The sequence below is a fragment of the Azospirillum sp. A26 genome (assembly GCF_042604635.1).
GTDB lineage: Bacteria > Pseudomonadota > Alphaproteobacteria > Azospirillales > Azospirillaceae > Azospirillum > Azospirillum palustre.
The window spans coordinates 2,501-18,283 of the sequence record NZ_CP170472.1 but is presented as its reverse complement, the minus strand read 5'-3'; the positions used below and the strand labels follow the sequence as shown (position 1 = coordinate 18,283).

The window sequence follows — 15,783 nt, the reverse complement described above, 5'->3', positions numbered from 1 at the left end:
CATAGCGCGGCGTCGATCGGTCATACCCGAAACCATGCCGTCGCAAGTCCGGCGGCCATGGTTCTCTCCCCATACAGAGACAGTCTCCGGACGGCCCGGCCAACCGTAGAGACGTCTTCCATGCCGACCCAGTCCAATGCAGCCGACTTCCTGCGCATCCTGCGCGAGCGCGGCTTCCTCCATCACTGCAGCGATCCGGCCGACGACCTGTCGGGTCTCGCCGCCGAGGCACCGGGTGGGGTGCTGACCGCCTATGTCGGCTACGACGCCACGGCGGCCAGCCTGCATGTCGGGCACCTGCTGTCGATCATGGCGCTGCGCTGGCTTCAGCGCACCGGCAACCGCCCCATCGTCTTGATCGGCGGCGGCACCACCCGGATCGGCGATCCCAGCTTCCGCGACACCAGCCGCCCGATGCTGGACGAGGCGCAGATCGCCGCGAACGCCGCCGGCCTGCGCAGCGTCTTCGGCCAATACCTGACCTTCGGGGACGGCCCGGCCGACGCCGTCATGGTCGACAATGCCGACTGGCTGGACGGGCTGGACTACGTGCCCTTCCTGCGCGACGTCGGCCGCCATTTCACCATCAACCGCATGCTGAGCTTCGAGTCGGTGCGCCAGCGGATGGAGCGCGAGCAGCCGCTGACCTTCCTGGAATTCAACTACATGATCCTCCAGGCCTATGATTTCCTGGAGCTGTCGCGCCGCCACGGCTGCCTGTTGCAGATGGGCGGGTCCGACCAGTGGGGCAACATCGTCAACGGCATCGAGCTGGCCCGCCGGGTCGAGCGGCGCGAGCTGTTCGGCCTGACCACGCCGCTGCTGACCACGGCGTCGGGCACCAAGATGGGCAAGACCGCCGGCGGTGCGGTGTGGCTGAACGCCGACGCGCGCAGCCCCTTCGACTTCTGGCAGTTCTGGCGCAACACCGAGGACGCCGATGTTGGCCGCTTCCTGCGCCTGTTCACCGAACTGCCGCTCGACGAGATCGCCCGGCTGGAGCGGCTGGGGGGCGCGGAGATCAACGAGGCGAAGATCGTGCTGGCGACGGAGGCGACCCGCCTGTGCCATGGCACCGCGGAGGCGGAACGGGCGGCGTCCGCTGCCGGCAGCCCCTTCGCCCCCGGCGGCGACGGCCTGCCGGAGGTCACATTGCGGCTTGCGGAGGGAACCGGCGGCGTGCCGCTGGTCGATGCGCTGGTGGCCGCCGGCCTGTCGGCCTCCAAGGGGGCGGCGCGCCGCCTGATCCGCGAGGGCGGCGCCCGGCTGGACGGCCAGCCGGTAACCGACGAGGCGGCGACGCTCACCGCACCGGCCGTGCTGTCGGCCGGCCGCAAGCGCCATGTCCGCCTGATCGTCACCGCGTGACGATGGAGAGAGGGTGGCGTCAGCCCTCCAGCTGGCGCCACATCTCCATGTCGCGCTCGGCGGTCCAGATGCGGGGATCGACGTGGCCGGTCGCCTCGTCATAGGCGCGGGTGACGTTGAACGGCATGCAATGGTCGAAGATCACCCAATGGCTGAACTTCGGCTTCAGCGCGGCATAGGTGTCCTTGTAGATGGCGCGCAGGTCCTTCCCCGCCGCGACACCCTGCTTAACCAGCTCGAACAGTTCGCTGGTGAAGGCGCGGGTGCCGCGCAGCCCCTCCTGCACCTGCTCCGCCGTGGTCAGGGCGGCACCGCGGCCGGGCACCAGCTTCTCCGGCTTCAGCGCGGCGAGGGCATCCAGCGTCGCCGGCCAGTTGGTGAAGTAGGCGTCGCCGCAATAGGGGGTGGCGCCATATTCGACGAGGTCGCCGGAGAACAGGATCTTCTGCTGCGGCAGCCACACCACCGTGTCGCCCTTGCTGTGGCCACGGCCGAGTTGCAGCAACTGCACCTCCAGCGAGCCCAGCCATAGCGTCATGTGGCCGCGGAAGGTGATGGTCGGCCAGGTCAGGCCGGGGACGGATTCGACGGCGCGGAACAGGCGCGGGAAGCGGCCGATCTCGCTCGCCATGTCGGCCTCGCCACGCTCGACGATCAGGTCGCGGGTGTCCTCGCTGGCGATGATCTGCTCCGGCGCATAGCCCGAGGCGCCCAGCACGCGCACCGCGTGGTAATGCGACAGCACCACATGGCGGATCGGCTTGTCGGTGACCTCGCGGATGCGGCGGATGACGTCCTGCGCCATCACCGGCGTCGCCTGGGTGTCGATCACCATCACAGCATCGTCGCCGATGACGATGCCGGTGTTGGGGTCGCCCTCCGCCGTGTAGGCATAGGCGTTGTCCGACAGCTTGTCGAAACTGACGGTCTTTTCGTCCAGGTCGGCGTGCGAAGCGAAGTTCTTGGACATCCGTTTTCTCCACAGGCGCGGCCGATCCCCCCAACCCTCCAGGGAAGCACGGCCGTCATTGATCGGTTGGGCAAACCATATCGTTTCACTTGAAACCATGCAACGCGTTTGAATTAACCGGTTGTTAGCGGGCGCCGCCGCTTCCTGTCTGCGTCGGGTCGCCGGGGGAGGCATCGGGTGAAGCGGTGGGTGCGTTTCGATTTTGCCGGACTGCCGGCCAGAATGCCGGCCGCACTGCTGGCATCCGCCCTGCTGGTTGCCGCAACCCCGGCACTGGCCGACCGCGCGCCGAAGGGCATCGCCGCCGTCCCGCCGCACTGCCTGGACATGGCGGCGGTGGAATGGCAGGTGCCGGCCGATGCGCTGCGGCTGATCCTGGCGGTCGAACAGGGCACGCCCGGCGCCTGCTCCGCCAACAGCAACGGCACCAAGGATTGCGGGCCGGGGCAGATCAACAGCATCTGGTTCCCGGTGATCGCCGCCGGCCGCGTCCCGCCGGAGGTGGTGCAGCAGGCGCTGACCTTCGACCCCTGCTACAACATCCGGGTCACCGCCTGGATCCTGCGGCGGGAGATCGACGCCGTCGGCTGGGAGAATTTCTGGACCGCCGTCGGCAACTACCACAGCCGCACGCCGGAGTTCCACGCCCGCTACCTGCGGCGCGTCATAGAGGCCGCCAAGTCGCTGTCCAGCCAGCCCAAATAAGCCCCACTAGAGCGCCTTGCGCGTCAGCTCCACCTGCATGCTGACCTTTCCATTCGGGCCGCCAGGGGAGCCGCCGGGACCGCAGGACAGCCCCATGCAGAAATAGGACAGCGTCATGTCCGGGCAGAAGGCCAGCAGGCCCGACGCGTCGGTCAGCGAGGTCCGCTGGTCGACCGCGTCCGGCAGCGTGACGCGCAGCCCCTCCGGCGTCACCGTCAGTTCCCCGCCCATCCGGCGGGCGGCCCCCAGGCAGACACCGTCCGACCGGCTGCCGCCCTCGGCCACCGCCTCGCCCAGCAGATAGCTGCGGACATGCAGGGCCGCCCCAACCCCGGCGAACAGGACGCCGCAGACCGACAGGGCGATGCAGGTTGTGCAGACCGATCCGGGGGCGAAGAGGGGGCCGGGCATGGCGGTGGAGTTTCCTCGGCTCAAAAGGGTTGCCGCGCGATGTGCTCGGCGAGTTGCAGGATCGGCACGATGGTAAGCCCGAACATGACGATGCCGGCCACCCCGACCACCACCACGGACAGGCCGCGCAGCACCGGTTCCGCCACTGCGACGGCGTGCAGATAGAGGTCGCGGTACTGCTCGGCCAGCGCCGACAGGCTCTGCGCCAGTTCCACCCGGTTCTCCGCCGCGGCGATGGAGGCGCGGTCGGTGCCGGGCAGCGCCCGCATGGCGTCGGTCCAGGGCAGCCCGGCGGCAACCGCCCGCGTCGCATCAATAAGGTCGGCAGCCAGCGCACCGGCGGGAGCGCCGTCGGCGGTCAGCCGCAGCGCCCGGTCGATCGGCACGCCGCCGGCCACCAGCAGCGACAGCTCGCGGAAGATGACATGGTGCTGGATGCCCAGCGCGATGTCGCGGTAGAGCGGGATCCCCATCACCAGCCGGTCGACCCGCTCGGGCGCCGCCCGCCGGCCGGCCGTCGCCAGCCCGCCCAGCACGGCCAGCGCGACCAGCACGATCGCGACCAGCCCGGTGGTCAGGTTCGACAGCAGATAGACCCAGTCGACATTCACCTCCTCCCCCGCCCGCCGGAACACCTCGGTCTCGAGCAGGAGCGGCGTCAGGACGAAGGAGGTGCCGACCATCACCACGCCCGACGTCACGACATAGAGCACCGCCAGCGCCAGCCCGGAGCGGAAGCCCTGGCGCGCCCCGGCAAGCTGCCGTTCGAACTCGGCGGCGGTGCGGAGCGCAGCCGGCGTGCCCTCGCCGAAGCCGCCGGCCCGCACCAGCGCCACCAGCACCGGCGGGAAGCTGCGCGGCTGGCGCAGCATGGCGTCGGCAAGATCGTCGCCCAGCTCCACCGCGTCGGCCATGCGTTCTGCCGTGCGGCGGATGCGCCCGCGGAAGGCGGCGGCGATGCGGCGCAGCGCCTCTGCCAGCCCGACCCGTGAGTCGAGCATCGCCGCCAGCCGGATGAACAGGATGTGCCGTTCGTTGCGGTCGAGCGGCCGGCCCCAGCCGCCGACCTTGAGCCGACGGCGGATCGACAGCACGCGGCCCCGGCCGCTGATGGCGTCACGGGCGCGGCGTTCGTCGGCAGCCTCCACCTCGATGGAGCGGGCGCGGCCGCCGGCGAGCAGCCTGACCTCGAACCACGCCATCGCCGCCGTCCCGTCAGCGCGCCGCCGGACGGAAGACCGTCACGGTCGGCCGCAGGATCAGGAAAAGCGCGTCCTTGCTGATGTCCTGCGCCTGCTTGCCGATCACCCCCTTGTCGATTGCTCCGCGGGTCACCGTCGGCTGGTTGCCGCTGAAACCGCGGCTGTCGGTCTGCAAGCCGCCCAGCACCACCGTGTTGCCGGCCACCACCCGGACGATGTCGTTCAGTGCCTGCTCCTGCGTCACCGGCTGTGTCAGGATGCCGACCTGATTGCCGGCGTTCAGGTCGCGGAACTCGATCAGATTGTTCAGCAGCAGGTTCAGGTCGATGGTGACGATCTGGTTGTCGGCGTCGAAATGCGGCGTCAGCTTGATCGTCAGCCCGGTCTGGACCGTGCCGGTCTGCGCCGACCCCACCACGCCCGGCGAATTCAGCGCGGCGTTGCCGGTCGCCGTGGTGGCGGTGCCGAGCCCGCCGACGGCGGTGACGCCGACCCCGGTGACGTAGGGGATGGTCTGGCCACTGCGCAGCGTCACCTCCGCCCCCGACAGGGTGTGCACCTCGACATTCTGGCGGGTGTCGGTGTTGCCGAACTTCGACAGGAAGGAGATGGCGCCCGCCACATTGAACACGCCGCTGACCCCCAGCAGCGTGCCGGGGTTGGAAATGTTGACGGAGATCGGCGCCTGGGCCGCCGAAACCGTACCGGCGAGGCCGCCATTGACCGTCGTCGTCCCGTTGGTGGTCGTGGTGGTGCCCGATTGCAGCCGGTTGAACTGCAAGGCCAGCGCGTTCCAGTCGAAGCCGCTGGCCGACTGGTCGGTCAGGCCCAGGCTGACCACCGCCAGCTGGATGCGCACCATCGCCATGTTGCGGTGCAGCCGGTCGATGTAGGGCTGGATCACCTCGCTGTAGACAGTGGGCGAGGCGGAGAAGACCACCTGTCCGCCGCGCAGCGACTGGGTGATGTCGGTGGCGCCCAGCGTCTTCAGATCGGTCATCACCGAATCGATGACCGCCTGGTTCTGCGGCACGGTGAAGGCGAAACGGTCGCGGTTGCTGAGGAACAGCGTGCCGTTCTGCCACCACGCCACCACGCCCATGCCGGTCTCCAGCACGCCTGCCAGATCGGTGAAGCTGCCGGTGAAGGCGCGGATCGGCAGGGTCTGGCGCAGCATCGCCGCCCCGTCGGTGCCCTCGAACCGGGTGGCGACCGGCACGCCGGAATAGGTCATCATGCTGGTCAGCCGGTCCAGCGTGTTCTCGCCCGACGGGAAGCTGACCGAGATCTGGCGCGCCGCGAGGCTGGCCGGCAGCGGCTGGCGCAGGGATTGGGCGACCAGCATGCCGCGGCCCACCGGCACCTCGGTCACCGCCGGGGAGTTGTCCTCGGTCAGGCGCTGCTCGGCGGCGGCGACCACCGTCTCGCGCTTCGGCAGCTCGGCCACCTCCGGCAGGGAGCAGGAGGCCAAAGAACCCGCCGCCAGCAGCCCCACCATGGCGGGCAGCAGAAAGCCGGTCCGGATTGAGCCGCTCTTGCGGGCAACGGTCATCTTGCGCATGTGGCGGGTCCCCCGCCCGTCGCCGGGAAGGCGCGCGGGTCGATCAGGAACGGCGTGCCGGCGCGGTCCTGGAAAAAGGCGCGGCCGTCGAGACAGCCGACGAAGGTGGCGCCCGACGGCACCAGATCGGCGGCCGACATGGCGGCCCCCGGCATGTTGGGCAGCGGCGGCAGTGGCGGCGCCCCCGGCGGGCTTCCGGCCAGAGCCGCCCCCTGGCGGCGTCCGCCCGGCGCCATCGCCCCGGCGGAGGCACCACCGGGCAAGGCCCCGCCCGGCGCCGCCATCCGGCGGGCCAGCGCATCCTCGACCGCCCGCGGCAAGGCGCCGTCGCGCGCCCGTCCGTCGAGGGCATCGACCATCGCCTTGGCGACCCGCTCCTCCAGCCCGGACACCGCGGTGTCGATGCGCTGTTGCAGGCGCCGCTCCAGAGTGTCCTGGCGCGCCGCTGGCGGCAGGAACGGGCTCTCCTCCGCCAATGCCGCGGCAGGGAGCAGTGGGCCGGCCGACAGCGACGCCGCCAGCAAGACCGCTCCCACCCTCCGTCTCATCATCCCGGAAACCCGGTCCACCATCGTTCCCGCCCGCCGGTTGCGACCATCAGGTCCGGCGGCAATAGTCCCAGCGCTATGCTTGAGAATGGGTAAATCGGCAACCGTCAGCGCCATCAACGGGCACCCGCGGTCTGGCCTGCGCTTGGAGCCGCAATCGGGCCGGCAACCTCGATGGTCCATTTGCCGTCGCGGTATTCCAGCTTGCTGACATAATTGTCCGGACCGATGGCGGCCAGCGCCGCCTCCCACTGCCGGTGTGGCATCTGCTCCAGCGTCAGGGCCTGCGGCTGCGGTACACGGTGCGGCGACCAGTAATACAGCCCGCCGCCGGTGGTCAGCAGCCCCAGCCCGGCGGCGAAGCCGACCGAAGACAATGCCAGCGGCACCGAGACCGGAGCCGCCACCCGCCGCATCCGCCGCGTCGCCCGGATGGTGCGCAGCCTGACCTGATCGGCGGTCACCCAGGGCGGGATCACCACGCCATAGGCCTTGCCGTCGACCGGCACCGTCGGCCGGATCGCCGCCATCTGAAGCTGGACCTGCCGGCTCTTGGCCTCGGGCAGCAGCCCGCCGACCGGACGCCCGTTGCGCACCGTCAGCTCGAACACCCGCCGCCCCGACGGAACCAGCGCGATGCCGCCGGGATTGGCGTCGAGTTCCGTCACCAGATCGGGCAGAAAGGACCGGCCGGGGCCGCCCTCGTGGATTTCATAGAGGAAGCCGGTCCACAGCGGTTCGACCGCGTACCAGCAGCGTTCGGAGCTTCCCACCGTGCGCCGCGCGAACGAGCGCGCATAGGCGAGGGCGTCGCGGCGCTCCACACCTTCCAGGAAGCCGTACATGACATTGGTCGCGAGACCGCCGCTGCCCAAGAACGCCCCTGCCTTCCCGACTCGACCGAAAGAGGTGGCGACAGTCCGTCCAAGTTACCACGTGCGGACAGGGCGCCGCAGCATCTCTATGCCCGCCGACGCCCCGCGGTCAATGGCCGGGGCTGAAACAACGTCATGACCACGGCCAAGCCCCCCTATCGCGCCGTCCGCTGCATCCACAGGGTGGCGGCCACGGTTCCTGACGGCTCTCCCCCCGTCCCGCCGCAACTGCGCGTCACCTCGTACAGCCCCTCCGGCCGCCGGGTGGCGAGCGAAGTAAGCGCCCCCGTCACCGGATCGCCGGCAGAGCCGCCGGACAGCGGTCCGGACAGGCAGAACCAGGTTCCCTCCGCCTGCACGCCATAGGACCAGGACAGCCCCGACACCGCCGCCGGCATCGTGCCGAAGGCCGGGAACAGCGCCGCCTGCCACCCATCGGCGGCCGGCACCGCGGCACCGCTGGCCTGCCGGCTGCGGTAGGCGCCCTCCAGCACGGAAAAGCCGGAATCGGCCTGCGAGGCGACGCGGCTCTTCGCCATGGCCGACGGGTTGACGTACTGGATGCCACCCGCCACCACCATGCCCATCAGGGCAAGGGCGAAGATCGCCTGGATGATGTTCATCGCCCGGAGGATCTCGGGGTTTTTGCGTTTTCGTGAGGCGCTTCTCGGCCGTCATTCCCGCGCAGGCGGGAATCCAGCCACCGCAAAGACCTGGATGCGGAGACGTCTGGATCCCCGCCTTCGCGGGGATGACGACCGACAGGAACGTCTGGAAGCGCGAAACTTTTCATGTCTTCGACCTTACTTTTTCGGCCGCGGCGCCGGCATGCGCTGCTCCACACCCTTGGCCTCGCTGCCGAAGACGCGGCGCAGTTCGGCCGCCGTGGTGACGCCGGCATGGAATTTGGCGACCGCATCCTCATACAGCGACCGCCAGTTCCGCGCGCCCTTCGCCGCGGCGACCACGGCGGCGGGCTCGTCGAACACCGCGCATTCGCTGACTGCCGTCCGCCCGGCATAGCCGGCATTGCCGCAAGCCTCGCAGCCGGCGCCATGGCAGGCCCGACAGAGGGTGCGGACCAGCGACTGGACCAGAACGCCGCGCAGCAGCGACTTGATGTCGTGGGCCGGCACGCCGAGATGGCGCAGCCGGTCGATGGCCCCGTTCACCGATCCCGTGTGCAGGGTGGTCAGCACCATATGGCCGGTGTCGGCGGCGCGCACCGCGATCTGCGCCGTCTCCTCGTCGCGCACCTCGCCCAGCACGATCACGTCGGGATCGGCGCGCATGAAGGTGCGGACGACCCGCGCGAAGTCCAGCTTCACCGCCGGGTTGACGTTGACCTGCCCGGTATAGGCCATGCGGTATTCCACCGGATCCTCGATGCTGTAGATGGCGCGGCCCAGCCGGTCCATCTCGCGCACGGTCGCGGTCAGGGTGGTCGATTTTCCGGACCCGGTCGGTCCGCAGACCAGGCACAGCCCATGGCGCCGGTCCACCGCGCGGCGCCAGTCGCCGACATGGCTGATGCCCAGCCGGTCCAGGTTCGGCTGCACCCGCTCCACATCCAGAATGCGCATGACGATGATCTCGCCATCCACCGACGGCACGGTGGTCACGCGCAGATCGACCGGCCGCCCGCGATGCTCGACCTCGAACCGTCCTTCCTGCGGCAGCCGCCGTTCCGCCAGATCCATGCCGGAGCGGTCCTTGATCCGGGCGACGATGGTGGCGGCGGTGGCCGCCGCCGTCTCGTCCATCAGGCGGCGGATGCCGTCCACCCGCAGGAAGATGCTGCAGGTCTTGCGGCGCGGCAGGATGTGGATGTCCGATGCCCCGGCCTCAACCGCGCGCGACACCAGCTGCTCCACCGGATCGCTGTCCTCCATCCCGGACTGGGCACGGCGGACGCGGTCGAGAAACTCGTCGAACTGGTCGGGGACGAAGCTGCTGAAACGCACCGTCCGGCCGGGGTAGTAGCGGGCCGCCACCCGGCCGGCCACCGATTCGTCGTGCAGCGTCGCCACATGCACCGCATCGTCGCTGAGCCCGGTGACGATGATCGCGTGACGCTCCAGCAGCGGCAGTGGGATCGGCGTGCCGCCCATCGCCTCCGGCGTCTCCAGGGCGGTTTCATGGCTGATCTTCGCCTCGTCCAGGTCGGCGCGGGCAAGGAAGCCGTTGCGCACCAGGATGGCGCCCAGCGACTCGCCGGTCACCCGCTGCTCCGCCATCGCGGCGTCGAGGATGCCGCGCGTCACCAGCCCCTTGCGCAGCAGGTAGCCGGCAAGTTCCTCGCGGAACGCCGCGGACGGCTTCAGGACCGGCATGTCCAGCTCGCCCGGTTGGCGACCGACGGCAGCACCGCGCCCGCTGCGGCGGCCCCGGAAACGGCGCGCCCCCCCTCCCCCGCGACAGCCTGCTGGGAAAACAGCGCCCCCTGGGCGCAGCGGCCGCCGGGCGCCGACCAGATGTGGCTGTTGGGATCCGCCACCGCATGCGACCCGCCGAGGTCGAGGACACCGGCACTGCCCGGCCGCGCCGTCGGCCCGCCGATGACAGAGGACTTCATCTCCAGCTGCCCGTTCTCGATGACGATGCCGAAGGGCGTGCCGTTGTCGACGGCAACGTCGGTCCGGTCGAGGATGGCCTGGCCGCCGCCGCTGCGCAGCGCCGCCATCGGCAGTCCCCTGCCATGGACTTGCAAAGACGGGCGCCGCGACTCGGCCGTGAAGGTGACGCCGGCCCCCAGTGAGGACACCAGCGCACTGCGGCCGGCCCCGACCGTGACCTCGACAGCAGCGTCGCGGAACAGGGCGGTGCCGCCATCGACCAGCACACCGTCGCCGCCGGGCGCCGTCACCGTCAGTTTCCCGCCCGCAACATCCAGCCGCGCATGGGCCACCCGCAGCCCGGCGGCCCGGTTGGTCGAAATGGCGTTGTTACCAGCAAAGGTCAGCCGGGTGCCGGGAAGCGCCTCGACCGGCATCTCGAAGCCGATATTCTCGATCCGGGTATCGGTCGGCAGCCGCAGCGCCATGTCCGGCGGGTTGGTCGACACCACGACTCCGGGCCCCTCCGCCTTCAGCACCAGCCGCACCGCCCGGCCACCGTCCTGATCGGCCGCCAATGCCTGCACCTGCGCCACCGGAAGCTCGTGCCGGCCGGGGGCGAGGCGCAGGATCATGGTCGAGGGCCGGGTCGCCTGCCAATGGCCGAGCGCGGCCGACAGGGTCATGGCGTCGGCCGCGCTGGTCCCGGTCGCATCGCCCTGCGCGGTCGGTGCCACATGGCGCGTGACGGTCGCCGAGGCGGCCAGTGCTGCGAGATCGGCCGAGGCCCCGCGGGTGACGGCGACGGCGCTGCCCTCGGCGACCTCGATCCGGCCGTCGCGGAAGGTCAGGGCCGTGCAGTCCGGCAAGGTCGTTGAGCCGATGGGCGGCGCCACGATGGCGGCGATCACCCCGGCACGGGCCAGTTCCGCCGGAGCAGCGGGTGCGGCCGCCACATAGCTGCGCCCAGCGCTGGCCGCCCCCGCCGGCCAGGATGCCGTGCGGAGCTGCGCCGCCGCCCGGTCCGATGACGGAGCAAAGACGCAATAGCCGTAGACCGCTCCCCAGGGTGTCCGGGTGCCCGGCATCAGCCAGCGCGGCAGGGTGCCGGCCGGTTGCACCGGCTCCTTGGCCGCAGCCTTGCCGGTCGACGCCTGCGCCTTTGCGGACGCGGCAGTTGCTGGACGTGGGGGCGGATCCTCGGGCGCCGGCGGGCTGGCGACTCCGTCATTGTCGAGAACGCGCAGGTTCGCCTCGACCAGTGCCGCCAGCCGATGCATGTCGGCGGCACTTCGCTGGGCTTGGCTGATCCGGTTCGAGGCGTCGACCATGGTGTAGGCGGTGTAGCCGGTCGTCGCCACCAGCGAGATGGCCATGATCGTCATCAGGATCAGCGATGTCATGGCATGGCCTCCAAATCGGGCCCACTCTATCTCGCCGCCGGGTCGCGGACCAATCCCGTTGCCGTACTTTCCGGAAAAAGACCCGGAAAATCACAAGAAAGCGCCCCGGCCGCAGGGGTCGGGGCGCTTCGGTCAGCAACAGGGCGTTTCGGACGACGCTTAGAACTTGTAGTAGGCGACGTACTTGTTGTTGTCACCGGCGATGCCGGTCACGTTGTTGAAGGTCAGCGCCGTCGCCGTGGTGATCTGGACGCAGCCGAACTTGTAGCCGGTGAAGGCGGTGTTGAAGGCTGCCGGGGTGGCGACGGCCAGCGTCAGACCGGTGCCGGGAACGGCCAGCGTGCCGGTGGCAGAGATCTGACCGCCGGCACGGGCGATTTCCGTGCACTGCGACAGGGCCGTGGTGCCCAGCACCAGGAAGATGCCGCCGTTGGCAAAGCTGCCGAACTGGGTGACGCCGGTGGCCGTCGCGGTGTTGGTCAGGTCGAGCGTGTAGGCACCGGCGACGCCGTTCCAGGTGGCGGAAATCGTCGGAGCGGTCGGCACGGCGGCGAGATAGCCGGTGTTGATCAAGTCGGTCTGCGTCGCCGCACCGGACATGGTCGGGAAGGTCGCGCCCGCCGCACCGAGCGTTGTGGTGTTGCCGTTACTGCCATACAGCGTCCAGGCCGCATCGACCTGCGACAGCGCCTGGACGATGCCGACGGCGGCGGCCTTCGGACCGGCGGTGGTGAAGGCGCTACCGACATAGAACACGCCGGCGGCTCCCATCACCGCCGTGAGGGCGACCGAAATAATAACGGTCAAAATATTGAACATTTATGTCTCCTGGGGAGGCCGGCACACGGCTGGTGGTCGCGCGACAGGAGATCGACCCGCCAGCCCCTTCCCGGCCCGGCGACCTTCCCTCTGCCTTGCTTTTGTCTAAAATAGGTTCGTCGGGAAGGCGTTTATGAGAGGTTAATTTCGCGCGTGCGTTGATTTGAACGCCGGCTGCAAAGCTTCAACTTTGCCGTGCTGCACAGCCGTTTTGAAGAGCGCAGGGTCCGCACAGCGCGACAACCCACCGCACTCTCTCATCAAAGCCGTCCGTTCTGCGGATGAAGTTCTGCGGATGAAGGGGCGCGGACGGAAAGGACCGGAAACAGCAAGAAGCCCGCCGTGCGTGAGCGCGGCGGGCTTCTTATTGATTTGGTTGCGGGGGCAGGATTTGAACCTGCGGCCTTCAGGTTATGAGCCTGACGAGCTACCGGGCTGCTCCACCCCGCGGATGTCTGTTCTGTCGGATGATGGATTTGGTGAAGATGCAAGCATGTGCGCTTTTGGATTGGAGCGTCTCTTGTGCCTGAGCGACCTGGCGGCGACCTACTCTCCCACGTCTTAAGACGCAGTACCATTGGCGCGGAGGCTTTTCACGGCCGAGTTCGGGATGGGATCGGGTGTTTGACACCTCGCCATGACCACCAGGTCACCGAGGCACAAGACCGACGCCGTTACCGAAAGCGCTGTATGCTTGTTCGTGCAAGTGAGTCGAGGATGGGATCGAACGGCTGTGCGCTGGTCAAGCACTGCTTTGGAGCAGGCTTGCTGCTGCGCATGGCGCGGTTTGTGGTGTCGAGATCAAGCCGATCGAGCGATTAGTAAGGCTTAGCTTCAGGCATTGCTGCCGGTCCACATGCCTCCTATCGACGTGATGGTCTGTCACGGCTCTCAAGGGAGCTCTGGTTTAGAGGTGGGTTTCCCGCTTAGATGCTTTCAGCGGTTATCCCGTCCATACTTAGCTACCCGGCCATGCCACTGGCGTGACAACCGGTGCACCAGAGGTATGTCCATCCCGGTCCTCTCGTACTAGGGACAAATCCTCGCAAAACTCCGACACCCACGGCAGATAGGGACCGAACTGTCTCACGACGTTCTAAACCCAGCTCACGTACCACTTTAATCGGCGAACAGCCGAACCCTTGGGACCTGCTCCAGCCCCAGGATGTGATGAGCCGACATCGAGGTGCCAAACGACTCCGTCGATATGGACTCTTGGGAGTCATCAGCCTGTTATCCCCGGCGTACCTTTTATCCGTTGAGCGATGGCCCGTCCACGTGGAGCCACCGGATCACTATGGCCGACTTTCGTCTCTGCTCGACTTGTCAGTCTTGCAGTCAGGCGGGCTTATGCCATTGCACTCGTCGAGCGATTTCCGACCGCTCTGAGCCCACCATCGCGCGCCTCCGTTACACTTTGGGAGGCGACCGCCCCAGTCAAACTACCCGCCATGCAGGGTCCCGGACCCGGATCACGGGCCACGGTTAGATGCCAGAGACTTCAAGGGTGGTATTTCAAGGTTGGCTCCACACGAGCTGGCGCCCATGTTTCCAAGCCTCCCACCTATCCTACACATGAAGTCCCTAGCACCACTGCAAAGCTGTAGTAAAGGTGCACGGGGTCTTTCCGTCTGACCGCGGGAACTCCGCATCTTCACGGAGAGTTCAATTTCGCTGAGTTGGTGTTGGAGACAGCGGGGAAGTCGTTACGCCATTCGTGCAGGTCGGAACTTACCCGACAAGGAATTTCGCTACCTTAGGACCGTTATAGTTACGGCCGCCGTTTACCGGGGCTTCAATTCAGAGCTTGCACTCCTCCTCTTAACCTTCCGGCACCGGGCAGGCGTCAGACCCTATACGTCGCCTTGTGTGGCTTCGCAGAGCCCTGTGTTTTTAGTAAACAGTCGCTACCCCCTGGTCTGTGCCCCCCGCCTGCGCTTGCGCACAAACGGGGCCCTCTTCTTCCGAAGTTACGAGGGCAATTTGCCGAGTTCCTTCAACACCATTCTCTCAAGCGCCTGGGTATACTCTACCAGTCCACCTGTGTCGGTTTGGGGTACGGTCTATAAGGCGGGGCTATTTCCTGGAACCGGTCCACAGCACGATCAATCCGATAAGATCGTACACGCTTTCCAATCCGTCACCTCCGCCAGGCCCACGAATATTAACGTGGTTCCCATCGACTACGCCTTTCGGCCTCGCCTTAGGGGCCGGCTCACCCTGCGTGGATTAACCTTGCGCAGGAACCCTTGGACTTTCGGCGACAGTGTTTCTCACACTGTTTGTCGCTACTCATGTCAGCATTCTCACTTCCGATACCTCCAGGCGGCCTCACGGACACCCTTCGCAGGCTTACGGAACGCTCCGCTACCACGTGATCTGAAAGATCACATCCGCAGCTTCGGTACACGGCTTGAGCCCCGATACATTTTCGGCGCAGGCCGGCTTAACTAGACCAGTGAGCTATTACGCTTTCTTTAAAGGATGGCTGCTTCTAAGCCAACCTCCTGGTTGTCATGGCCTTCCCACATCCTTTCCCACTTAGCCGTGATTTGGGGACCTTAGCTGGCGGTCTGGGCTGTTTCCCTCTCGACGATGGACCTTAGCACCCACCGTCTGTCTGCCGGACTGCACTCTGCGGTATTCGGAGTTTGGTTAGGTTTGGTAAGGCTCGCGCCCCCCTAGCCCATCCAGTGCTCTACCCCCGCAGGTGATATCCGACGCGCTACCTAAATAGCTTTCGCGGAGAACCAGCTATTTCCTGATTTGATTGGCCTTTCACCCCTAGCCACAGGTCATCTCCGACTTTTTCAACAGGCGTGAGTTCGGTCCTCCAGTGCGTGTTACCGCACCTTCAACCTGCCCATGGCTAGATCATCAGGTTTCGGGTCTAAAGCATGCAACTCGGTCGCCCTATTCAGACTCGCTTTCGCTGCGCCTCCACCTACCGGCTTAAGCTCGCTGCATACTCTAAGTCGCTGACCCATTATACAAAAGGTACGCCGTCACCCCATGAAGAGGCTCCGACTGCTTGTAGGCATCCGGTTTCAGGAACTGTTTCACTCCCCTTGTCGGGGTGCTTTTCACCTTTCCCTCACGGTACTGGTGCACTATCGGTCACTGAGGAGTACTTAGGCTTGGAGGGTGGTCCCCCCACATTCAGACAGGGTTTCACGTGCCCCGCCCTACTCGAGCATTCGATCCGGTTTATCCGTACGGGGCTATCACCCGCTATGGCCCGACTTTCCAGACGGTTCCGGTTATGTAGATCGAATGACTGGCCTGGTCCGCGTTCGCTCGCCACTACTAGCGGAGTCTCGGTTGATGTCCTTTCCTCCGGCTACTTAGATGTTTCAGTTCGCCGGG

At 67.4% G+C, this 15,783-nt stretch carries 12 protein-coding genes, 1 tRNA gene and 2 rRNA genes (1 of these 15 running past the window's edge); 2 read left to right on the top strand and 13 right to left on the bottom strand.

Translation table 11 applies throughout. The annotated features are described in order from the left end of the window. The first annotated feature begins 120 nt into the window (after window positions 1–120). On the top strand, window positions 121–1,368 hold the full coding sequence (gene tyrS, locus ABNQ39_RS00560) for a tyrosine--tRNA ligase (protein WP_376958281.1): 1,248 nt from the start codon (window positions 121–123) through the stop codon (window positions 1,366–1,368). A gap of 19 nt (window positions 1,369–1,387) precedes the next feature. Here the strand turns inward: tyrS and ABNQ39_RS00555 are convergent, their stop codons facing one another. Beyond that, a complete protein-coding gene (locus ABNQ39_RS00555; RefSeq protein ID WP_376958280.1) occupies window positions 1,388–2,338 on the bottom strand; it encodes an MBL fold metallo-hydrolase in 951 nt (316 codons plus the stop codon). A gap of 222 nt (window positions 2,339–2,560) precedes the next feature. On the opposite strand from ABNQ39_RS00555, the gene ABNQ39_RS00550 reads away from it, so the two are divergent. After that, window positions 2,561–3,043, top strand: a complete 483-nt coding sequence (locus ABNQ39_RS00550; protein WP_376958279.1) for a lytic transglycosylase domain-containing protein — start codon at window positions 2,561–2,563, stop codon at window positions 3,041–3,043. A 6-nt stretch (window positions 3,044–3,049) separates the two neighbouring features. On the opposite strand, the gene ABNQ39_RS00545 is transcribed toward ABNQ39_RS00550, so the two are convergent. From ABNQ39_RS00545 to ABNQ39_RS00490, 12 genes are all read right to left on the bottom strand, one after another. Next, window positions 3,050–3,454, bottom strand: coding sequence for a hypothetical protein (locus ABNQ39_RS00545; protein WP_376958278.1), 405 nt, complete (start codon window positions 3,452–3,454; stop codon window positions 3,050–3,052). A 20-nt stretch (window positions 3,455–3,474) separates the two neighbouring features. Next, complete coding sequence (locus ABNQ39_RS00540) at window positions 3,475–4,656, bottom strand: type II secretion system F family protein (protein WP_376958277.1); 1,182 nt, start codon at window positions 4,654–4,656, stop codon at window positions 3,475–3,477. Window positions 4,657–4,669: 13 nt separating this feature from the next. Further along, window positions 4,670–6,217 carry a type II secretion system protein GspD gene (locus tag ABNQ39_RS00535; protein ID WP_376958276.1) on the bottom strand — a complete coding sequence of 516 codons (1,548 nt, stop codon included), beginning with the start codon at window positions 6,215–6,217 and terminating at the stop codon, window positions 4,670–4,672. Then, window positions 6,205–6,753: a hypothetical protein gene (locus tag ABNQ39_RS00530; RefSeq protein ID WP_376958275.1), complete on the bottom strand. Its 549-nt coding sequence runs from the start codon at window positions 6,751–6,753 to the stop codon at window positions 6,205–6,207. The genes ABNQ39_RS00535 and ABNQ39_RS00530 overlap by 13 nt, the downstream gene beginning before the upstream one ends. A 128-nt stretch (window positions 6,754–6,881) precedes the next feature. Then, the gene (locus ABNQ39_RS00525; protein WP_376958274.1) at window positions 6,882–7,610 is read right to left on the bottom strand and encodes a hypothetical protein; all 729 of its coding nucleotides are present in this window, start codon (window positions 7,608–7,610) and stop codon (window positions 6,882–6,884) included. Window positions 7,611–7,795: 185 nt separating this feature from the next. Continuing rightward, the gene (locus tag ABNQ39_RS00520; protein ID WP_376958273.1) at window positions 7,796–8,263 is read right to left on the bottom strand and encodes a hypothetical protein; all 468 of its coding nucleotides are present in this window, start codon (window positions 8,261–8,263) and stop codon (window positions 7,796–7,798) included. Between the two features lie 180 nt (window positions 8,264–8,443). Continuing rightward, a complete protein-coding gene (locus ABNQ39_RS00515; RefSeq protein ID WP_376958272.1) occupies window positions 8,444–9,973 on the bottom strand; it encodes a GspE/PulE family protein in 1,530 nt (509 codons plus the stop codon). Further along, window positions 9,961–11,598 (bottom strand): hypothetical protein, encoded by a 1,638-nt coding sequence (locus ABNQ39_RS00510; RefSeq protein ID WP_376958271.1) that lies wholly within the window; start codon window positions 11,596–11,598, stop codon window positions 9,961–9,963. The genes ABNQ39_RS00515 and ABNQ39_RS00510 overlap by 13 nt, the downstream gene beginning before the upstream one ends. A gap of 159 nt (window positions 11,599–11,757) precedes the next feature. Next, window positions 11,758–12,417, bottom strand: a complete 660-nt coding sequence (locus ABNQ39_RS00505; protein WP_376958270.1) for a hypothetical protein — start codon at window positions 12,415–12,417, stop codon at window positions 11,758–11,760. A 373-nt stretch (window positions 12,418–12,790) separates the two neighbouring features. After that, a tRNA-Met gene (locus tag ABNQ39_RS00500) sits at window positions 12,791–12,867 on the bottom strand. 83 nt (window positions 12,868–12,950) lie between these two features. After that, window positions 12,951–13,066 (bottom strand): 5S ribosomal RNA (rrf, locus tag ABNQ39_RS00495). A 148-nt stretch (window positions 13,067–13,214) separates the two neighbouring features. Further along, window positions 13,215–15,783, bottom strand: a 23S ribosomal RNA gene (locus ABNQ39_RS00490) (it continues 178 nt past the right edge of the window).